Source organism: Vitiosangium sp. GDMCC 1.1324 (genome assembly GCF_003044305.1).
GTDB lineage: Bacteria > Myxococcota > Myxococcia > Myxococcales > Myxococcaceae > Archangium.
On record NZ_PZOX01000008.1, the window covers coordinates 64683 to 85398 of the forward strand.

Below are 20716 nucleotides of genomic sequence, written 5' to 3' on the forward strand. Positions count from 1 at the left end.
GTACTGCACACCGGGAGGCACACTCAGGACGAGCGCGACCTTGTTCTTGGACGACATCTCCCACGCAAACCAACACGGGAAGTCGGGCCAGGTCGGCTCGCTCAGTTCCTCGGCCGGGCACGCGGCGGGCGCGCTCCGGAGTAGGCCACCATCCCTGGAGCGAGACCGGTGGACAGGCCCGCGATGGCCCGCGAACCGTCAGGAGAGGACGACCCGGCCCCGGTGGAGACCCCGGCCAGGCCCAGGCCCCTCCCACTCCGAGCGGCATCCTCCTCCAAGAGCACTTCGGCCAGCAGGCGCCGGTAGCCCTCCAGGCCGATGGCGCGCAACTGTGCGTGCAGGGCCAGGGCGCTCGGGGCCTCCAGCGAGCGCAGGCTCACCGAGCGCAGCTCCACGCCATGGCCGAGCAGGAAGAGGCCCGCCGGGAACGAGGCCCGTCCCAGCCACCGGAAATCGAGGCCCACCGAGTCCGCCAGGTGCAGGTGCCGCAGGCGCGCCCGGAGGTGGGCGAGCGACTCCAGCACCCGGGGCTCGAAGCCGAGCGGGTTGCCGTGGAAGTCATAGCCATTGAAGACGCAGTAGAGGCCACCCCACGCCGCGTCCGCGTGCAGGTGCACGGGCCGCAGTCCGTACAGCGAGGTGATGGAGTCCACCACCTCGCGCAGCTCCCTCACGTCATCCATGGCGGAGGAGCCCTCGGCCCCCGCAGCCGCCACCACGTAGATGGGCACATCCCCGCCCGCGACGACGGCCAGCATCTTCGCGCGCAGATCCGCGGGGTTCATCGTGCCGTCCTCGCGCTTCCTCACGCGGATGAGGTGGTAGCCGCCGATGCCCGTGGTCTCCACCGCCTCGAGCAGGGCGTCGTCTCCCCCTTCCACCGCGAAGCAGTAGAGGTTGCGCGGCACGCCCTTCCTCCGGGCCTCCGGCGCATGCTTCGCGATGGCCACGCGCAGCCCCGCCAGCACCGCGGCGCGTGCGCTCCAGGTGGTGCGGCCCCCGCTCCGTGCCTCGTCGTAGCCCACCACCCTCGACACCATGGCGGCGACACGCGACTCCGCATCGTCCACCCGGAGGCCCTCCTCTCGCCGGGCCTCGCCGCCGCTCGCGAGCAGCGTGGTCACGGCGCCAATCACCCCGGGCAGGCTCACACCGGAGGGGGGCCCCTTCATCAGGTACAGCAACTGCTCCACCACCGCTTCCAGGCTCTCACCCCGCGCGGGCAGCTCACGCGGCTCGACGCGGCGCCCATCATCATCGAGCAGGCCCGCCCGCTCCCATTGCTCCGGAAGCACGGAGGACGCGCGTGCCGGGCCCTCCGACGCGAGGAGCCGCCCGAGCAGGCTCAGCAACAACCGCTGCTGCTCGGGGGTACAGGCCTCGAGGGAAAACAGATGCTCCAACACGGGGGTGGACGAGCTCATGACACGGTCTCGGCAGGGCACACGCCTCCCGCCCGAGATGCGGACCCGCCCCCGTCCGAAAAGCCGCCCATGGAATTTGAATGCCGGCGCATCTACCGGTCGGGCACGCCACTGTCGAGTGACGAATGACCGACACACGGGCATCAGCGCTTCACACGGTTCGCCTGACTTCCGCGATGAAGTAGAATCTGTGTCATCGCCGGGGGGTGCACAGATGGCGGAACAGAATCACGGGTGGGCGTTAGGCAGACACCGGGTGTGGCTCGCTCCTAGCGTACGAGAGGCCGAGGAAAAGGCACGCACCGCCGTCACCCACCCGCGAGCGAAGCGGCTGAACAACGCCGGGTAGGACGTGCGACTCCATGGACCACGCCACCCAGGTCGAGCTCATCCACCGCATCCAGGAACACCTGCGCACGGGCACCACGCACATGGAGGCCGAGGAGTCGCGCATCCCCGTGGAGTGCTACCTGCGCGCGGATCGGCTGGAGGCGGAGCGGGAGCTACTCTTCCAGCGCCGCCCGCTGCTGGTGGCGCACAGCTCTCAACTCGCGGAGCCCGGGGACTACCTCACCCACGACGCGAGCGGCCTGCCGCTGCTCGTCTGCCGCACGGCCTCGGGCGAACCGGCCGCCTTCCTCAATGTCTGTCGTCACCGAGGCACCCGGCTGGTGGAGGAGGAGCACGGCCGGCGCAAGCACGCCTTCGTCTGTCCGTACCATGCCTGGACGTACGACACCGAGGGCCGCCTGCGCTCGGTGCCTCACGAGGAGGGCTTCCCCAGCCGCCCCTCCGAGTCCGTGGGACTGGCGCGCGTGTCCGTCGCGGAGCGGTTCGGTTTCCTCTGGGCCCAGGGCCGCAAGGACTCGCGCTTCGCCGCCGATGCCTTCCTGGCCCCGATTGCCACCGAGCTCGCCAGCTACGGGCTGGAGAAGCACGTGGTGTACCGGCCCCAACGCCTCGAGCTGAGGCTCAACTGGAAGATCGCCATCGAGATCTTCCTCGAGGCCTACCACTTCCGCCACGCGCACCGGACCTCCATCTACCCGCTCTTCATCGACAACGTGGGGCTGATAGACCGGCTGGCACCGCACATCCGGTGCGTCTATCCCAAGCGCACCCTGCGCGACCTGGCGGGCACTCCCGAGGAGACATGGCAGCTGCGCGAGCACGCCAACATCCTCTACTTCGTCTTTCCCAACACGCTGATGCTGGTGCAGTCGGACCACATCAACATCATCACCGTGTTCCCGCTGGACATCGACCGGACGGACTTCCACTCCGTCACGCTCATCCCCGAGGCACCCACCTCCGAGAAGGCCCTCCGGCATTGGGACAAGAACGTCGACCTCGTCCTGAACGTGATGCAGGAAGACAGCCGCCTCGGCGAGTCCATCCAGCGAGGGCTGCGCTCGGGTGCCAATGCCTCGCTGCGCCTGGCCCGCTTCGAGCACGGCCTGCGCTACTTCCACGAGGCCGTGGATCAGGCGCTCGGGAGCCGAGGTTAGCGCGACGCCACCGCCAGCCGCAGGGTCCGGAACAGGCGCGCCAGATCCTCGGGCCGGTAGTGCGCGTTGAGCCCGCTCGGGTTGGGGAGTACCCAGACGCGCGCCCCGCCCAGCGTCTCCGACTGCGGCCCCAAGGAGGCCCCGGGGTGCCCGAAGGCCGTGCGCCACGCGCCGATTCCCAGCACCGCCAGATACTTCGGACGGTAGCGCCGCACCTTCGTTTCCAGCCGCCGCCCGCCCTCGGTGAGTTCCTCCGCCGTCAGCACGTCCGCCGACACCGTGGCCCGCTCCACCACGTTGGTGATGCCACAACCGAGCGAGAGCAATTCCTGCTGCTCGGAGGGCGCCAGCAGGCGGTGCGTGAAGCCCGAGGCGTACAGCGCCGGCCAGAACCGGTTGCCCGGCCGCGCGAAGTGGTGGCCCACGACCGCCGAGTACACGCTGGGGTTGATGCCACAGAAGAGGACCTCCAGCCCGGGGGCAATGAGGTCCGGCATCTTCCTGCCCACCGCGGCGAGGAGCTCGTCCTTCGTGGGTCTGCGAGGTGACTTCAAACGTTCCTCCCAACCCCTGAACCTATACCGTCTGGCTGGCGTCTGCATCCTCCACCGGATGGTGCAGCGGTGGACGGAGCCCCTCCCCGGCCCCCTTCCCCGCCGGGCGGGACGGCTACAGTCGAACCACCATGCGCACCCTCGATATCAAGGACGGGATGATCGCCTCCGTCCTCGTCGCCGATGAGCTCGCCTCCACCCAGGATGGCAGCCTGGACATCGTGGTCCGCCTCCGGGATGGCCGGCGTTTCGGCCTCACCCTCTTCACGCTCGACCACGTGCGGCGCCAGCTCGACCAGGCGCTCTCCTTCGTCACGCCCGGGATGCTCGTCGTGAAGCACTTCTCCGACGAGGCCATCCTCGACGCGGTGCGCTCGGCCATCCGCCACGACATCGAGCGCCTCGGCGTGCTGCAGCCGCCCATCGAGCAGTAGCGGGGCTCACACCTCCCGGGCGAGCGCCACGAGCCGCTCCCACACCGCGCGCACGTGCCGCTCCTCGGTGCGCGGGGCGCCGATGGCCATGCGCAGCACGTAGCGCGCGGGCACTCCGTCCACCACGGGCAGCACGGTGTGGGTGAGGAAGGCCTTGCCGCTCGCGTTCAGCCGCTCCAGGAGCTGGCGGTTGCGCGCGTCCGTGGCCGCGGGCTCCTCGCCCGGCCTTGGCCGCAACCGGAAGCACACCAGGGCCAGCGATCGCGGGACAGCCAGCTCGAAGCGCTCGTCGGCCTCCACCCACGAGGCGAACTGCTCCGCCTGCCGCACGTGCTCGCGGAGGTAGGCCCGCAGCCCCTTGGCGCCGTAGTGGCGCAGCACGAACCACAGCTTCAGCGCGCGGAAGCGGCGGCCGAGCGGCACCTGCCAGTCCCGGTAGTCGATGACCGCGCCGCTCGAGGTGGCCGCGTTGCGCAGGTACTCGGGCATGACGCTCAGCGCGTCCAGCAGGGCCTTGCGGTCCCGCGTGTAGAAGGCGTTGCAGTCGAAGTTGGTGAGCAGCCACTTGTGCGGATTGAAGGAGAAGGAGTCCACGCCCTCCAGGCCGTCCAGCATCGCGCGGTGCTCGGGGCAGATGAGCGCGGAGCCCGCCCAGGCCGCGTCCACGTGCAGCCACCCGCCCGCGCGAGTGAAGCCCGTGCGCTCCAGCACCTCGCCGATGGCGCGCACCGGGTCCATCGCGCCCGAGGAGGTGGTGCCCAGCGACGCGCACACGAAGAAGGGCTGGCGGCCGGCGGCCAGGTCCTCGCGAATGGCCTTCTCCAGCACGTCCGGGCGCAGGGCGTACCGGTCATCCGTCTCGAGCTGACGCAGGTGCACGCCGTCCGACGCGCCGCGTGCCACGCCCGCCAACATGGCCGCCTTCAGCACGGACGAGTGCGCCTGCGTGGAGGTATAGGCCACCAGCTCCGCCTCCCGCCCGAGCCCACGCCGCACCCGCTCGCGCGCCGCCACCAGGGCCACCAGGGTGGCCTCGCTCGCGGTGCCCTGGATGACGCCGCCGCCCGTGCCCGAATCCGAGCGGAACGAGGCCGGCAACCCCGTCAGCTCGGCCAGCCAGTCCAGCACGCGCGTCTCCATCTCGGTGGCGGCGGGGCTGGTGGACCAGAGCATGCCCTGCACGCCCAGGCCGGCGGACAGCAGCTCGCCGAGCACCGCGGGCCCCGACGCGTTCGCGGGGAAGTAGGCGAAGAAGGAGGGCGACTGCCAGTGGGTGATGCCGGGCAGCACCACGTCCTCCAGGTCGCGGAAGAGGGACTCCCAGCCCGCGTCACCGCCCAGCCCCTCCTCGGGCGGGTGCGCGGGGAGCTTCGCCATCACCTCGCCCGGAGCCGCCGCCGAGCGCACCGGGAAGGACTCCAGCCGGGACCAGTAGTCGGCGATCCAGTCCACCATCCGATGGCCCAGCCGCCGGAACTCCTCGGGGCTCAGGTGGGGCACCGCCCCTTCACGCGTGTCGCTCATCTCGGTTCTCCTCAGGGGGTCGGCTCCTCATACGACGGTTCAAGACGGGCCCTCGCTCATGTTCGACACCCAACGAACAGGGCCACGCACCCACGTTCCTCCTGTATTTCAAGAAGCCGTACCCTTCGAGATTGCCTTTTCAGGGTCAACGCGGCGCGTCGAAGCCGGGCGGAAGAGCGTGCAGGCGGCTGACGGGGTGGACGGGTGGTGTATGGTGCCCCCCCTCTGCGGTCCCCCCGTGAGAGGGGGGATCCGGGTACTCCCATGCTCGTCCTGCGCGATGTCCAGAAGACCGACCTGCCCGGCCTGAAGCGGCTCGCCGCGGTGCTCAACACCGTCAACCTGCCCAACAACGAGGAGACGCTCGAGGCCATCATCGACAAGTCCGTGAAGAGCTTCGCGGGCAAGGTGAAGAACCCCTTCGAGCGCGAGTACCTCTTCGTCCTGGAGGACGTGCGCAACGAGCTCATCATCGGCACGTCGATGATCATCGCGCAGCACGGCACCTTCGAGGCGCCGCACATCTACTACGACGTCTCCGAGCGCGAGCACTACTCGGCCACCATCGGCCGGCACTTCCGGCACAAGGTGCTCTCCATCGGCTACAACTACGAGGGCCCCACGGAGATCGGCGGCCTGGTGGTGGATCCGCCCTACCGCGCCACGCCGGACAAGCCGGGCAAGCAGCTGTCCTACGTGCGCTTCCTCTTCATGGCCATGCACAAGCGGATCTTCCGTCCGCGGGTGCTCGCCGAGCTGCTGCCACCGCTGATGCCGGATGGGCGCAGCCTGCTGTGGGAGGCGTGCGGCAAGAAGTTCACCGGCCTCACCTACCAGGAGGCGGATCGCCTCAGCCGGCAGAACAAGGAGTTCATCAAGGAGCTCTTCCCCAACTCGGACGTCTACGCGTCGCTCTTCCCCGAGCGCGTGCAGAAGGTGCTCGGCGAGGTGGGGCCCAACACCCAGGGCGTGCAGCGGATGCTGGAGCGCGTCGGCTTCCGGTACGTGGAGCGCATCGACCCGTTCGACGGAGGCCCCCACTTCGAGGCCAACCTGTCGGACATCACCCTGGTGCGCCGCTTCCGCTCGGTGAAGCTGGCCGACGAGGACTTCGAGATGGAGGGCGACGACGTGCTCGTGGCCTTCGAGCGCGAGACGGGGCGCAACCGCTTCCGAGCGGTGCGCACCATGGCCCGGCTGGACGACAAGCACGCCTACCTGCCGGCGAAGGCCAAGGAGCTGCTGGACGTCCCCGAGGGCGCGAAGCTGTCCGTCATCCCCTTCGACTGAGCAGGGCCGCTACCGCGCACGAGGCCGGCGCACCACGCGGTGCTCGCCGCGCAACAGCGCCAACCACCGCTCCCCGGCCTCCACCGAGGAGCCACCGGGCTCGGCCACGGCGAGCGGCAGATGGGTCTCGGGAGTGACGGGATCCAACGAGGTAGGGTCCAGGTCCAGCGTGCCGCCCCCCGCGAGCCCCACGCGCACCCAGGCATGGGGACGGGCCGGGCCTCCATCCACGACGAGCAGGCCGTGAACCAGCGCCACCCGCTGCCCCCGCGCCGACGCCCGTGCCGCGAAGCGCAGCGCATGGGCCAGGCACCCACCCGCCTCGCCCTCGCCGTTCTCGTTCCAGTCCGCGGCGCCCGGGCCCTTCTCCGGAAAGGACGCGTGGATCGCCTCGGCGAGCGTGCGCGCCTCCCCGGCCTTCCAGCCCGTGAGCCAGGCAGGACGTGCCTCGAGCGGCCAGGAGGGAGAGAAGGCGAGAGGGCCCTCTTCGCCCTCCACGGGCAGCCCCTCCGAGAAGAGCTCCGGCGGCGGCCTCAGCCGGGCTCCCGGCGGCACCGCGGTGAAGCGCGACTCCCCCACCACCAACGCCTCCATGCGCCCGCGCGCGTCATACCGCGCGGTGAAGGGCTGGCCGAACATCGTGCCCTCCACCGTGTCTCCCCGGATGGCGGTGACGCAGTGTGGGCCCTCGCGGCCGGACAGCTCCTCACGCCCCATCACGCACCCGAGCGCGGGAGGGCCCCGCCACAACCAGAGCGCCTGCGGAACACTCGGGCGCCCCTCCACGGTTTCCCCTGGCCCCAGCTCCAGGGTCACCTCCCGCACGCGCGCCCCTACATGCTCCCCGCGGGTGTGCAGGTGGCGTGAGATATAGGTGAAGCGCTTCTCTCGAGTTGCGAGGGAAAGGGTGACGGTCCCCACCGGCACGCCCCGCCAGGCGAAGACGAAGCGAGCTGCCTCCTCGGGGGAGGGAGAGGGCGGAACTCCCCCCGCTGTCAGTGCGAGCAGGAGTACGGGAACGAGAGCGGACACGCCTCCAGTGTGTGACGATTTGAGGACCCGGGCGAGAATGCGGGATACCGTGTGAACCCGTTCTCTCATGGCCGCCAAAAAGTACCTCCTCGCGTTCATGGCCGTCGGAGGGCCCGTCATCGCCCTCGTGCTCGGCGGGCTGCTCCACCTCGTCACCGGCCAGCCCAATGACTGGCGGGGCTGGTCCGTGCTGCTCATCGGCACCCCCCTGATGCTGCTGATGACGGCCTACTGCTTCTGGTACCTGTGGGCGGGGGAGCGCGCCAGTGAGCGCACCAGCCTGCTCTCCCGGCTGGCCGAGGGAGACCTCACCAACAACGCCTATAGCTATAGCTACAGAGGCATGGGGGAGCAGCGCGAGGTGCGCCGGCTGCTCTTCTCTCTGCGCCGCGCGCTCAGCCAGGTGCAGCGGGTGACGGGCAACGTGCGCCGCACCTGCCAGGGTGTCTCCGAGGAGGTGCGCGTGCTGCTCGAGGCCGCGCGCCGTCAGGGCGGCGCGGTGGAGCGCTCGCAAGAGTCGGTCAACAGCATGGGCCAGAGCCTCCAGGCCGCGGGCAAGCGCGTGACGCAACTGGAGAGCTTCGCCCAGGAGACGAACGGCTCGCTGGTGGAGATGGCCGAGCGGCTCGGACAGGTGGCAGAGGCGCTGCTCGCGCTGGACGACTTCTCGCACCGCACCACCCAGCAGGTGCAGGCCATGAGCGAGCGGCTGCACCACATCGCCTCCTCGGGCGACGAGCTGGCGCGCTTCGCGAGCGAGGCCGAGGCCTTCGTCCAGCTGGTGCAGACGGGCATCGATGCGGTGCGCCACCGCGCCTCGGAGACGAACCAGCTGGCGCACGCGGTGACGGCCACCGCCGAGCGCGGCGAGGTGCTCGTCAACGACTGCGTCCAGGGCATGTACCGGGTGGAGGAGACGGTCCGCAAGGCCGCGGAGCTGGTGGACTCGCTCGGCGTGCGCTCCACGCAGATTGGCCGCATCGTGGACGTCATCCAGGAGATCGCCGACCAGACGAACCTGCTGGCGCTCAACGCGGCCATCATCGCCGCGCAGGCCGGAGAGCAGGGCCGGCCCTTCGGCGTGGTGGCGGACGAAATCCGCAGCCTGGCCGAGCGCACCGCACGCTCCACGCGGGAGATCGCCACCATGGTGGGCGGTGTCCGGCGGGAGGTGGACACGACGGTGTCGCTGGTGAAGGAGGGCCGCGAGCAGGCCGGCACGGGCGTGCTGCTGGGAGACCGGGCCGCCGAGGCGCTGATGGAGATCCGCACCATCACCCAGCGCACGTTCTCGGCGGTGGAGGCCACGCTGGCGGAGACGAAGCGGCTGGAGGCGCAGGGCGCCACGGTGGTGGAGGCCAGCCGACGGGTGGCCCGGCGCGTGGACGACGTGACGCGGGCGGCCATCGAGCAGGCGGGCCAGGGACGCGAGCTGGTGCACCAGACGCAGCAGATGGCCCGGCTGGCGCAGGAGGCCTCGCAGAAGGCGGAGGGCCAGGCACGCACGGGAAGGGACCTGTCCGGCGCGGTGGTGCGGCTGAGCGCGGCCATCGAGGAGATCCGCGCGGCGCACGACGTGCTGATGCGCGGGGACTCGGCCATTGGCGAGGAAGTGGCGCGAGTGCGCGAGGATGCGCTCCAGGTCATCCGCATTGGCGACGGGTTGAGCCGCACCGTGGACCAGCTGGCGCACGAGGCGGCCAGCCTGGATGGCGAGGTGTTCCGCTTCCGTCTCCCGTCTCCGAAGGCGGGAGGCACGCTGAGCGCGGGCATCCACCAGACGGCCTTCGTCCGAGCCCTGGGCGGGTTGGATCCGCTCTTCGCCGTGGACAACCAGTTGCTGGAGATGAGCTGCTGCGTCTTCTCCAACCTGCTGCGGCTGGACGATGGCGTGCTCGTCCCGGACCTGGCCGAGCGCTGGGAGGCGGACCCCTCGGCACGCCGCTACCGCTTCTACCTGCGCCCGGGCATCAGCTTCCACGACGGGACGCCCCTGAATGCGCGCGACGTGAAGCGCCACTTCGAGCGGCTGCTGGACCCGGCGGTGAAGTCGCCGGACCGCGGCCTGCTGGAGGACGTGGAGGGGGCCAAGGCCTTCGCGGCGGGTGAGGTGCGCGAGGTGGCGGGCATTGAGGTGCTGGACGACCTGACGCTCGAAATCCGCCTGGAGGAGCCCAAGGCCTTCTTCCTGCAGCTGATGGCCCTGCCGCGCACGGCGGTGGCCCGGCTCAACTCGAGCGGCCAGGCGATGGGCACGGGCCCCTTCCGGCAGGTGAGCTTCGACTCGAACCTCATCACACTCGAGCGCAACCCCACCTATTGGCGCAAGGGGCAGCCCCTGTTGGACAGGCTCGAGTTCCACCTGCTGGAGTCGCGCGAGCAGACCGTGAACGCACTCCAGGAAGGAAGGGTGGACTTGGTCTCGTACCTGTTCGCCACGCACGTGGGGTCGCTCGAGCAGGACGGGCAGCAGATCGTCACCAGCACCACGCCCTCCACGTCGTTCATCGGCTTCAACCTGCGGGAGGCTCCCTACAACGACCCGCGGGTCCGCAAGGCCATCCGGGCGGGCGTGGACATCCAGGGGCTGGTGGACCGCTTCCACAAGGGCGCGCGCCTGGCTCGCACCGTGACGCCGCCGGAGCTGCTGGATGACGAGAACCTGCTGCCCGAGCCGCGCCTGGATATCGGCCTGTCGGAGCGCCTGCTGCGCGAGGCCGGGGTGCGGGTGCTGCAGCTGACCATCTACTACGCGGTGGGACGCGACACGTCGGCCGAAGACGCCATCCTCTTCCGGCCACTGGTGGACGCGGGGCTGGTGGAGCTCAAGCACGTGGAGCTGCGCGCCGAGGAGTTCGCCGAGCGGCGGCGCGAGGGGCGGCTCCCGGCCTTCCGGGTCGGGTGGATCGCCGACTACCCGGACCCGGACAACTTCCTCTACTTCCACCTCAACTCGAAGGCGCAGACGGTCTACTCGATGGGCTACCACAACGCGGAGCTGGACAAGCTCACGGCGGAGGCGCGCATCACCGTCGACCCCGAGCGGCGCAAGCAGCTCTACCAGCTCGCGGAGCGGGTGGCCCACGAGGACTGCCCCATCATCCCGCTCTTCCACCACCGCGTGCATGCGGCGGCGAGCGGCCGGGTGCAGGCACTGCGGCTGCACCAGACGCCCCCGCAGGTGCGCTTCGAGGACCTGTGGCTGGACAAGCAGGAGCAGGCCCCGGAGGGCTGAGTCTCAGGGGCGTGCGTGCCGCGAGCCGGAGACGCCGGCCCCCTGGGGCCACCCTCGCGTCTCCGCCGTGACGAGTTCGCCGAGATTGAACGCCTCCAGCCGCCAGATGCCGTCGCGCTCGAGCACGATGTAGACGAAGTGCCCCACGTAGGCGGCACCGGCCACGCGGGGAGCGCCCTGCAACGGGCACATCATGAGCCGCTGGCCATCCGCGAACACCTGCACGTGGGCCCGCGTCTCGCCGCCGAGCCGCATGCTCGTCACCGTGCTCACCGCGCGTCCCTGGAGCAGCGCGGCCTCGTGCAGCACCCCCGGGGACTCCTCCGGCAACACGGACGTCTCCCAGCGCACCGAGCCTCCGCGAGCGTCGAACGCACGCAGCATGAGCTCCTCCTCCTCCGGGGTGCAGGCGGTGGCACGCGAACAGACCCGGGCGAAGGCATAGCCGGTGCCGTCGAGCAACAGCACGGGTTCATCGAACGGTCGTACGATTCTCACGCCCGCGTCCCAGTCCGCCACGGCGGGCGCTCCCCCATCCGCGTCCACGAAGGCCCGCGCGCCCGCGAAGAGCCGGCCTCCCGCCACGGCGAGCGAGGCCCCCGACTCCGGCACCTCCGCGAGCAATGGCACGAGCCGGAAGCCCGCACCTCCATCTTCCGGCTCGGCACGAGCCAACGGCCCGCCCGCGCCGAAGAGGAACACGTCTCCGCGAGAGTCCAGTGCCACCCGCACATCTCCCGCGAAGCCCTCCACGGCGCCCGACCGCAGCACCCCACCATCCGGGGAGAGCACCACGAGCGTCGCCCCCTGCCCGCTCCCCGCGTCCTCGTCCGGCTCCGCCCCGCCATCCCCTGCATCTCGCGGTGTCCATGACACGAGCGACACCACCTCTCCTTCGGAGCCAAGCGCGACACGCCCGGCACCCGTAGCGGGGACGACGTCCCCAACTCCAGGAGGCGGCTCGAGACCCTCGAGAGGAACACGCCACAGGGGGACCCCCGTCCCCGCGATGGCATGGGACTCGAGCCCCTCCGGCTCATGCAGCACCACGCCCGCGTCCGAGACGGCCAGCAGCGCACGCGCCGCACCATCCGGGTAGGGCGTCTCGAAACGCAGGAAACCATTGCTCGTGTATGACACCAGCCGGCATCCGGCATCGCCGCTACACACCGAGGCGAAGAGGGCGTCACCGTGCGAGAGCAACACCGGCCCGCCAGGCTCGAAGACGGGCTCCCCCCCGAGTTCCTGGACGAAGTCAGGTGCGAGCTCCGTCGGGTCCGGACGCATGCATCTGCTGGCGCTGCAGTGCCCCTCCTCCTGGCACGGAGTGGCGGGCGCGCAGAGGAACCCCTCGGGCGTGGGCACCTCCCTGCAGGTGCCGGAGAAGCACAACCGGGCGGAGACACAGTCCACCGTGCCGCAGACGGTGAGGTCCTGGACATCCACCTCGGTGCAACCCCGCTCGCGGTCACACATACCCGCCCGGCAGGGATTGCCCGATGCAGGACAGACCACGGGAGCAGTCACACAGCCCATGTCCGGCGCGCATGCATCCCGGGTGCACGGATTGCCGTCGTCGCACGAACGCGGCGAGCCCACGCACACTCCGGCCTGGCAGCGTCCGTGCTCCTGACACCGGCTGTCGGGGATGCAGGTCGTTCCGTCCGGAGCCTCCGACTCCACACACGCGCCCGGCTCCAGCTCGAAGCGGGACTGACGGCACGGCGTCGAGGGCACACACGCCAGGGGCCGCACGCCCTCCCCCTTCAGGGCCACCTCCTCCGAGTGCCCTCCCGCGGACAGAAGCAGCGTGCCTTCCACCGGACCCTGGCCCGCCGGGAACAGGACCTCCAGCGAGACCGAGCCAGCACCCGGAACGGACACCTCGGCCGCTGGCAGGGTGAACGGTCCACTCCCCACGGAAGCGGACACCGAGACACTGGAGCGGCCCGTCCCCACCACCGTCACCGAGCGGCGTGCCGTCTCTCCTTCGAGTACCCGTCCGAAGTCGAGCACCTGCGACTCCACCCGGAAGTCCCCCCGTGTCCCCCCCACGGGAGGCGCGTCACACCGGCAGCCGCCAGCGAGCACGAACGCCACGAGGAGGAGGAACCAGGGGCGGGAACGAAGCATGGCCGCCACTTAATCGCGGGCCCGCTCGAGCGCTCAACGCCCCCTCGAGCGAGGGATGGATGAAAGACCCTCGCCCTGTCATTCGGGCGACGTCAGCGGGCCTCGTCAGAAGATGGGCGGATATTGGGGCTGGCTCAACCCCTGCGTCTGCCGGATGTATTTCCTGGGCACGGAGCTGGGGACCGGCGGCTCCACCTCCGTCTGCGACACCGCGGGCATCGAGGGGGACAGGGCGCCCACATACAACAACCCGTGGAATCCCTCCTCGGTCGGCTTCTCGAAGAGGCGGATGTTCGGGTTCAACCCCGGAGGCGCCGACACGCGCGGGTGAGGCGTGGTGCCGACGATGCCACACTCGAGGTCCCCCTCACGCTTCAGGTCACAGCCCCAGCGCGAGCCCGGTGCATAGCTCAGGTCGAGCGCCACCAGATTCTTGTCCGCCTTGGCCAGGTGCCAGGCCATGGGGATGAAGTGCTCGTCCCAGGACACGCCCTCCCTGGTCTGCACGTGGACGTTGCCCGCGAGCACGAGGAGCACCTCCTCCCGCTGCTTCTCGCGGCGCACGAGCAACGCATCCGCCATCTGCATGTCCCGCTGACTGCCGGTGGACGTCTCGACACCGAAGGCCACCAGCGACACGGGCAGACCGGAGGCGCGCAGGGAGCGGACTCGGTCCACCAGCTCCATCATCGCGCGGCTGCTCCGCCCGTCCTGGTGGGGCTTGCGCCAGAAGTCGCCGCGCAGCAGCTCGTCTTGATCCGCCGGGGCGCCAGGGCTGGCCAGGTACGCATCCAACCGCGCCTGCTCCACCTGGGAGACGGAGACCCCCAGCGCCACGGGCAGGCCCAGCGCGGCGGCCTCGCACACCATGTCGCCCACCACCTCCGGCGTCTCCCGCGTACCGAGCTGCTCGCCCACCAGCAGCGTCAGCCCGGGCCGCAGCAGCTCGCGCAACCCCTGCACCTGTCGCGGACACGGGCTCTCCGCGGAAGCCGTTGCCGCCGCGTCCGTCTTCCAGCGCTGCAGATAGAACGACGGCTCCCTGCTCAGGGCCCGCGCGGGCGGAGCCTCCCGCACGTTGCCGCTGAGCGTCTCGACGGAAGCGCCCGACTCCAGGCGCAGGGCCAGCACCTTCTCCAGCTCCAGGTCCCGCGTCCCATGCGCCACCCCACCCAGAGAAGAGACCCCTGCCGTCTGGAAGAACTGCGGATTCCGGGTGGAAGGATTGGACATCCACTCCTTCTCCTCCAGGACGGACTTCTTCATGTAGCTGCGCACCTCCACGTCGTTGCCTGTCACGGCGCGGCGCATGCGGAAGATGCGCACCACGGACTGCCGCGGCGCCACCCGGATGCCCACCACGAGGTAGCGCTCGAAGAAGCCATTGCCCCGAGTGCCCGAGACGGGCTGCTTCCATTGGGTGAGGAGCTGGTTGGGGTCCTCGGTCTCCTCGAAGGCGAAGCCCCGCTCCTGCATCAGCGTGCGGGTGGCGGCCAGCGCCTCCTCGACGGGCGTGTAATAGATGTGCTCGTAGCGAGGAGTGGCGTCCTCGGGCTTCACCGCACGTGCACAGCCAAGCACCGAGACCAGTGCCAGCGACAGCAGGAGAGACCGGCTCACGAGGAAGCTCCGGGGCAGGAGAAGCGAATCACCCCAGCAACGTCACGGAGCCGACGGATATATCGGCGCTCACATCGCGGGCGACCTGCGCTTCGCGAGGGCGCGCACCACCACCGCCACCACGCCCACCACCACCAGTCCGAGGACCGCCCGCTGGTAGCGCCACATCAACTCCTCGAGCTGCTCGAGGTTGCCGCCCACCGCCGCGCCCAACGCCAGCACCAGGCCCGTGTGAGCCATCGCCGACAGCGCCCCGAGGATGAGCGCATTGGCGCGCGGCATGTGCGCCGCCCCCGCCGCCACGAAGATCAACCCCCGCACGCCGGGGATGAAGCGGTTGGCCAGCAGCAACCACGGCCCCTTGTGCCGCATCTGCGACTGCATCGACTCCAGCCGCTCATGAGTGATTCCAAGGAAGGCCTCGCCCGGCCGCCGCTCGAAGCGCCCCACCAACCACCGCCCCACCTGGTAGTTGATGAGCGCCCCCACCACACTCCCCGCCACCACCACCAGGAACACCAGGGGCCACGGGTGCTCGCCCCGCACCGCGTACACCCCGCCCAGCAGGGTGATGGTGTCCCCGGGGAACGGCGGCACCACGTACTCCAGCGCCGCCGCCAGCCCGAGCACCAACAGCCCAAGCCATCCGATGTGCGCAATGAGGTTGTCGAGGAGCTCGACCATGCCCCTGCAAATTAAGCAGAGGACTCCGGAGGCGGCAGCACCACGCCCCCATATTGTGAAGCTTCCAGCGTCCCGCACGCCGCCCCGATGTCCTTGCCTCCCGAGTAGCGCCGGGCGATGGGCGCCCCCAGGACCTGCAGATGGTCCCGGAACGCCTTCAGCTCCTCGGGCGAGGGCGGCAGGTACTTCCCCGTCGGGTCCGTCACGTCGATGAGGTCCACCTTGATGGGGATGCCCTCGAACGTCTCCTTCAACGCCAGCGCGTCCTCGCGCCCGAGGTTGAAGCCGCTGATGGCCACGTAGGCGATCATCGCCCGCTCGCGCCGCACCGTGGCGTACTCGCGGATGGCGTCCACCAACTCCGGCAGCGGGTGCGCCTTCTCGATGGGCAGCACCTGCAGCCGCTTCTCCGCAATGGCGCTCGTCACCGAGAAGGCCAGCCGGTACGGGTGCCCCTCGCTCACATAGCGCCGGATGGCCGGCACCATGCCCGCGGTGGAGAAGGTGATGGAGGGGCCGGAGATGGCGAAGCCCGCCGGGTGGGAGAGGATCTGCGCCGCTCGCAGCGTCTCCGCGTAGTTGAGCAGCGGCTCTCCCATCCCCATGAACACCACGCCGCGCACCGGCCGATCCGCCTCGGCGCGGATCTGCATCACCTGGTCCAATATCTCCCAGGTGCGCAGGTTGCGCTTGAAGCCCAGCTTGCCCGTCATGCAGAAGTCGCACGCCAGCGCACAGCCCACCTGGCTGGAGACGCACACCACGTACTTCTCATCGAAGATGGGGATGCGCACCGCCTCCACCCGCCCCCCCAGGGGCGAGGCGAAGAGGTACTTCACGAAGCCGTCATCCGCCTTGCGCCGCTCCACCACCTCCAGGTGGGTCATCTCCGCGTTTTCCCGTAGAAAATCCGCGACGCGCCGCGGCACCTGGGGGGCCTGGCACACCTCCTCGAGCGAGGAGGCCCCATGGGCGAAAATGGAGGCGAACACCTTGCGCACCGCGACCGGCGAGGGCGCGGCGGGGGCCAGGGCCTGCTGTAGCTCCGGCAGCGACAACGACTTCAGGTTGAGCTTCACGGGGAGGACTTGATGCGGGAGCGGAGGAACTCGGAGAGCTTCGCCGAGACCTCCTGCGGCATCTGCTGGGCCAACGCACGTTTACACAGGCCTGGCGTCGCCTTGTACGTGCGCAGGAAATCAATGCACGGCGCGCACCCGGACAGGTGCTCTCGCAAGTGCTGCGTATCCTCGGGCGACAGCTCGCCATCGAGGAAGTCCAACAGGAGGTTGATGGTGTCTTTACACGTGTACATCCGGACCTCGGCCGTGGCCTGCCTCGTCATTCACGAAGATGCCCAGCCGCCTGATGGGTTTCACCCGTTCACTTCGCCTTGATTGTAGAATCGATCGATCGCTTCGCGAAGCGCTAGTCGGGCCCGGTGCAACCGGCTCTTGATGGCGGGGATGGAGTCCCCCGTCGCCTCGGCAATCTGTTCGTAACTGAGCCCTTCCACGTCCTTCAAGAGAAAGACCTCCCGGTACCCCTCGGGCAGGCGGTCGGTTGCCTCCTGGATGGCCCGCCCCAGCTCGGCGTCCAGGATGCGGCCCTCGGCGCTCCGGCTCCAGTCCTGGGCGGGGTACTCGGACAGGCTCCCCCGCTCGGTGAACTCCGGACCCTGGATCTCTTCCTCGGCGGCCTGCACCACCCGGCGGTGGCGCAGCCGCATCAGGGAATTGTTGGCGGCGATGCGGTGCACCCACGAACCAAAGGCCGCATCCCCGCGGAACTCCTTGAGATGTTGGTAGGCGGACAGGAAGGTGTCCTGGGTGATTTCAGCGGCATCCGCCTCGGAGCGGGTCATCCGCACGGCCAGGCCGTACACCTTGTCCCGGTGGGCATCCACCAGCGCCTCGAAGGCGCTGATGTCGCCGGCCTGGGCCCGCGCTACGAGCTGGCGGTCCTCTTCCTTGACGGCCTCGTCGGACATTTGGGGGCGCACCCTCCCAGCCACGCCGTCCGGCGTCAAGCGCGCTCACCGCGCCTGCGTGCTGGGGGACGGCTCACGTGTTGACTGTCCCGGACCCACAACCGATAGGGCTCCAGGGCCCACGCTCCCGCGTAGTCCACCCCGATGCGCGGCCCCCGCGCCACCCGGGCCTCGGGCACGGGTGTCCCCGCCTCGAGGTGAAGCTGCTCGCTCTGCAAGTCCCAACGGTTGTGGGCCAGCGTCAACTCCAGGGCGCGGCACAGCCGCCCCGGTCCGTCCGTCCGGGCCCCGGGGGGCAGTCCCGCCACCGGCTCCACCGCTCGCACCAGCACCGCCGAGGCCACCCCCTCCACGTCCGTCACCACGTTGAAGCAGTGGTACATGCCGTAGATGAGATAGACGTAGGCCTTCCCGGGCGGCCCGAAGAGCACCTCGGTGCGGGGCGTGCGCCCCTTGGCGGCATGGCAGGCCAGGTCGTGCTCGCCCACGTAGGCCTCCGTCTCCACGATGCGTCCCACGCGCCGCCGGCCTCCCTCGTCGAGGATGAGGTGGGTGCCCAACAGTTCGCGGGCAACGGTGAGCGCGGGGCGCGCGTAGAAGGAGGCGGGGAGGCGCACGGTGGTGAACGGATGCCGCCGGCGAGCCGTCCCGTCAACGGCCGGGAAAGCGCCGGGGGCCCGGGGTCTCTCTGGGGAAGCAGGCAGCCGCGGCGCGGCCTCGTCCGAGTGCAAGGACAGTTCACAGCCGGTGGCGGGTGGTGCATTGTGCGCCCACCATGGCTTCCACCGGCCGCATCTCCGGTCTCCTGCTCCCTCTCTTCTCCCTCCGCTCGAAGACCGACTTCGGTATTGGCGACTTCGGCGGGCTCGATGGCCTCTTCCACTGGATGGAGGCGGCGCGTCAGCGCCTGCTGATGTTGCTGCCGCTGCTGCCCACGGCCCCGGGAGACCCCAGCCCCTACGCCACGCGCTCCGCGTTCGGCCTCAACACCCTCTTCATCAACCTGGAGATGCTGCCGGAGTTCCACGCCACCGGCGGCGAGGCGGCGCTCTCCCCCGAGGAGAAGCGCATGCTGGCCGAGGCGCGCTCGGCGACCCGCATCCGCTACGACTTGGTCTTCCGTCTCAAGGGCGCGGCCTTCCGGCGGGCCTTCGAGCACTTCGAGCGCACCGAGTGGCCCCAGGGCCCGCGCGCCCAGCAGTTCCGCAACTGGCGCCAGCAGCAGGGCGAGTGGCTGGAGAGCTACGCGCTCTACACCTCCATCTCCCAAGAGCGGAACCACTCGCCCTGGTGGGAGTGGCCGGAGCCGCTGAAGAACCGGCACCCGGAGGCCCTGGGGGCTGAGACGGCGCGGCTGGAGCGAGAGGTGCGCTACCACTCCTGGCTGCAGTGGGTGGCCGAGGTGCAGTGGAACGCGGTGCGGGGGCTGGCCAAGGCGCGCGGCGTGCTCCTGTGCGGCGACGAGCCCTTCATCATCGGCCAGGACAGCTCGGACGTGTGGGTGCACCGGGACGTGCTGCGCCGCGACGCGCGCCTGGGCGTGCCTCCGGACGCCTTCTCCGCCACGGGCCAGGACTGGGGCCTGCCCTACTTCGACTTCGCGCAGATGGAGAAGGACGACTACCGCTGGCTCAAGTCGCGCGCCACCAAGGCGGCCAGCTACTACGACCTGCGCCGGGTGGACCACGCGGTGGGCTACTTCCGCCAGTGGATCCGCGACGAGAAGACGCCCACCGGCCGCTTCATCCCCGACCACGAGGAGGCCTGGAAGCGCTACGGCGAGCTGCACTTCCGCCTGCTGTCGAAGGACGCGGGCATCGTCGCCGAGGACCTGGGCGTGATTCCGCCCTTCGTGCGCACCATCCTCAAGGACCTGGGCCTGCCGGGCTACCGGGTGCTGCGCTGGGAGCGTGACGACAACGTCTACCGCAACCCGCATCAGTTCCCGGCCGTGTCGCTCGTCACCACCGGCACCCATGACACCGAGCCCGTGGCCGAGTGGTGGGAGGCAGCCTCGGAGGAGGAGCGTCAGGGCATCGCCCGCGTCTACCCCGAGTTCCAGGGCATCACCGCGACGCGCGAGTTCTCCCCGGCCGTCCACCGGGCCACACTGGCCGCCGCGCTCAACGCGGGGAGCGACCTGTGCGTGCTGCCCTGGCAGGATGTGCTCGGCACGCGCGACCGCATCAACCTGCCCGGCTCCATGAGCGACGCCAACTGGTCCTATCGCATCACCCAGAACGTCGAGGATCTCCTCGCCCTCGAGGAGACGCGCACGGCCGCCGAGCGGCTGGGCCTCCTCACCGCCTCGGCCCGCCGCTGAGGTCCTCTCACCGGCCCGGGTCCCTCCACGCGGGGGGCCCGGCGCCGCGCCTGACTCCGGGGGACGTATGACGAATCGCCGCCTCACGCAGGTGTTGATGGTGGGCATCGGAGCCCTGGCGACGGGCTGCCTGCAGCTTCCCACTCCCGAGGAGCGGCTCTGCCAGCGCTACTGCTATGGGCAGATCCAGGCGGTCCCCACCCAGGGCGCGACGACCTGCAGATCGTCCGACAACTACTACTGGGACCACTGCGTGCACACCTGCACCCAGGACATCGCCGCCATCACCGAGAGCTGCCGCTCCCAGCTGGAGCAGGCCTACGGCTGCGGCGCGGACCACAGCTGGTTCTGCGTCCCCAGCGAGGACGGAGGCCACACGCTCACCCAGTTCGACACGTGCCGGGATACCTGGAACGCCGTCTACGCGTGCGAGAAGTCCACTCCCGACGCGGGCTCGCCCTGAGCCCCACCTACTTCTTCTTGTCGATGCACTTCACCTGGCCGGGGAAGCCGTCGAAGATGGCGCACTCGCGCCCTTCCTTCGCGCACTCGACCTTGTTGCACACGCCGTTGTCGCCGGCCACGAAGAGACACAGCGCGGGCGAACGGCCGTACTCGAAGAACACCTCCAGGCAGGCCTGTCCCTCATAGACGCAGCCCAGGGTGGAGCAGTACCAGTAGTTCGGGTCTATATCCTCCTCGAACAGTCTCTGGCCCTCCTTGAGCCGGACCGCCTCGTCCTCGGACACACCGCAGGAGGTGAGCACCACCAGAGCCGCCGCACCCAGGAGTCCTCTGATTCGCCATGACATACGGCCCCACTCTGGAGCAGATGGGCTCGAGATGCACGTCCCGAGGGCCATCGGGCGCGCGGCATCGGACAGAGCGCGCGCTCCGGCCAGGGTCGAGTGTCCGCTGAACAAGAACCCACCCCCTTGCGCGTCAACCGGGCGACTTCCAGGTTA

Annotated in this window: 18 protein-coding genes; 6 read left to right on the forward strand and 12 right to left on the reverse strand. The window is 70.0% G+C overall.

The window, feature by feature from the left end; genetic code table 11:
- Nucleotides 1-101 precede the first annotated feature (101 nt).
- Nucleotides 102-1424: a pyridoxal-dependent decarboxylase gene (locus DAT35_RS23580; protein ID WP_158501843.1), complete on the reverse strand. Its 1323-nt coding sequence runs from the start codon at nt 1422-1424 to the stop codon at nt 102-104.
- A gap of 362 nt (nt 1425-1786) precedes the next feature.
- On the opposite strand from DAT35_RS23580, the gene DAT35_RS23585 reads away from it, so the two are divergent.
- Nucleotides 1787-2932 carry an aromatic ring-hydroxylating dioxygenase subunit alpha gene (locus DAT35_RS23585; RefSeq protein WP_108069392.1) on the forward strand — a complete coding sequence of 382 codons (1146 nt, stop codon included), beginning with the start codon at nt 1787-1789 and terminating at the stop codon, nt 2930-2932.
- Here DAT35_RS23585 and mug read toward each other — a convergent pair.
- Entirely contained in the window at nt 2929-3429 is a 501-nt protein-coding gene (mug, locus tag DAT35_RS23590) for a G/U mismatch-specific DNA glycosylase (RefSeq protein ID WP_108069727.1), read from the reverse strand. The genes DAT35_RS23585 and mug overlap by 4 nt on opposite strands.
- 188 nt (nt 3430-3617) lie before the next feature.
- Here mug and DAT35_RS23595 point away from each other — a divergent pair, with 188 nt between their 5' ends.
- Nucleotides 3618-3920 (forward strand): hypothetical protein, encoded by a 303-nt coding sequence (locus tag DAT35_RS23595; RefSeq protein ID WP_108069393.1) that lies wholly within the window; start codon nt 3618-3620, stop codon nt 3918-3920.
- Nucleotides 3921-3926: 6 nt separating this feature from the next.
- Here the strand turns inward: DAT35_RS23595 and DAT35_RS23600 are convergent, their stop codons facing one another.
- Nucleotides 3927-5444 carry a pyridoxal-dependent decarboxylase gene (locus DAT35_RS23600; RefSeq protein ID WP_108069394.1) on the reverse strand — a complete coding sequence of 506 codons (1518 nt, stop codon included), beginning with the start codon at nt 5442-5444 and terminating at the stop codon, nt 3927-3929.
- 264 nt (nt 5445-5708) lie between these two features.
- Here DAT35_RS23600 and DAT35_RS23605 point away from each other — a divergent pair, with 264 nt between their 5' ends.
- Nucleotides 5709-6734, forward strand: a complete 1026-nt coding sequence (locus DAT35_RS23605; protein WP_108069395.1) for an arginine N-succinyltransferase — start codon at nt 5709-5711, stop codon at nt 6732-6734.
- A 9-nt stretch (nt 6735-6743) separates the two neighbouring features.
- On the opposite strand, the gene DAT35_RS23610 is transcribed toward DAT35_RS23605, so the two are convergent.
- Nucleotides 6744-7766, reverse strand: a complete 1023-nt coding sequence (locus DAT35_RS23610) for a lasso peptide biosynthesis protein (protein ID WP_233261667.1) — start codon at nt 7764-7766, stop codon at nt 6744-6746.
- Between the two features lie 67 nt (nt 7767-7833).
- Here DAT35_RS23610 and DAT35_RS23615 point away from each other — a divergent pair, with 67 nt between their 5' ends.
- Nucleotides 7834-11001: an ABC transporter substrate-binding protein gene (locus DAT35_RS23615; protein WP_108069397.1), complete on the forward strand. Its 3168-nt coding sequence runs from the start codon at nt 7834-7836 to the stop codon at nt 10999-11001.
- 3 nt (nt 11002-11004) lie between these two features.
- On the opposite strand, the gene DAT35_RS23620 is transcribed toward DAT35_RS23615, so the two are convergent.
- The 7 genes from DAT35_RS23620 to DAT35_RS23650 form a co-directional block, all read right to left on the reverse strand.
- Nucleotides 11005-13134 (reverse strand): hypothetical protein, encoded by a 2130-nt coding sequence (locus tag DAT35_RS23620; RefSeq protein WP_108069728.1) that lies wholly within the window; start codon nt 13132-13134, stop codon nt 11005-11007.
- 105 nt (nt 13135-13239) lie between these two features.
- The gene (locus DAT35_RS23625; protein ID WP_199242976.1) at nt 13240-14754 is read right to left on the reverse strand and encodes a hypothetical protein; all 1515 of its coding nucleotides are present in this window, start codon (nt 14752-14754) and stop codon (nt 13240-13242) included.
- Between the two features lie 69 nt (nt 14755-14823).
- Nucleotides 14824-15438 carry a DedA family protein gene (locus DAT35_RS23630; protein ID WP_108069398.1) on the reverse strand — a complete coding sequence of 205 codons (615 nt, stop codon included), beginning with the start codon at nt 15436-15438 and terminating at the stop codon, nt 14824-14826.
- A gap of 11 nt (nt 15439-15449) precedes the next feature.
- On the reverse strand, nt 15450-16517 hold the full coding sequence (locus tag DAT35_RS23635; RefSeq protein ID WP_108069399.1) for a radical SAM protein: 1068 nt from the start codon (nt 16515-16517) through the stop codon (nt 15450-15452).
- A complete protein-coding gene (locus DAT35_RS23640) occupies nt 16514-16753 on the reverse strand; it encodes an anti-sigma factor (protein ID WP_108069729.1) in 240 nt (79 codons plus the stop codon). The genes DAT35_RS23635 and DAT35_RS23640 overlap by 4 nt, the downstream gene beginning before the upstream one ends.
- 60 nt (nt 16754-16813) lie before the next feature.
- Nucleotides 16814-17428: an RNA polymerase sigma factor gene (locus DAT35_RS23645; RefSeq protein ID WP_108069400.1), complete on the reverse strand. Its 615-nt coding sequence runs from the start codon at nt 17426-17428 to the stop codon at nt 16814-16816.
- A 35-nt stretch (nt 17429-17463) separates the two neighbouring features.
- Nucleotides 17464-18045, reverse strand: a complete 582-nt coding sequence (locus DAT35_RS23650; RefSeq protein WP_108069401.1) for a DNA-3-methyladenine glycosylase — start codon at nt 18043-18045, stop codon at nt 17464-17466.
- Between the two features lie 158 nt (nt 18046-18203).
- Between DAT35_RS23650 and DAT35_RS23655 the strand changes: the two genes are divergently transcribed.
- Together DAT35_RS23655 and DAT35_RS23660 are read left to right on the forward strand one after the other, a co-directional pair.
- Nucleotides 18204-19751 carry a 4-alpha-glucanotransferase gene (locus DAT35_RS23655; protein ID WP_108069730.1) on the forward strand — a complete coding sequence of 516 codons (1548 nt, stop codon included), beginning with the start codon at nt 18204-18206 and terminating at the stop codon, nt 19749-19751.
- Between the two features lie 67 nt (nt 19752-19818).
- Nucleotides 19819-20214 (forward strand): hypothetical protein, encoded by a 396-nt coding sequence (locus tag DAT35_RS23660; protein ID WP_108069402.1) that lies wholly within the window; start codon nt 19819-19821, stop codon nt 20212-20214.
- 7 nt (nt 20215-20221) lie between these two features.
- Here DAT35_RS23660 and DAT35_RS23665 read toward each other — a convergent pair whose 3' ends face one another.
- Nucleotides 20222-20563: a hypothetical protein gene (locus DAT35_RS23665; RefSeq protein ID WP_108069403.1), complete on the reverse strand. Its 342-nt coding sequence runs from the start codon at nt 20561-20563 to the stop codon at nt 20222-20224.
- Nucleotides 20564-20716: the final 153 nt, after the last annotated feature.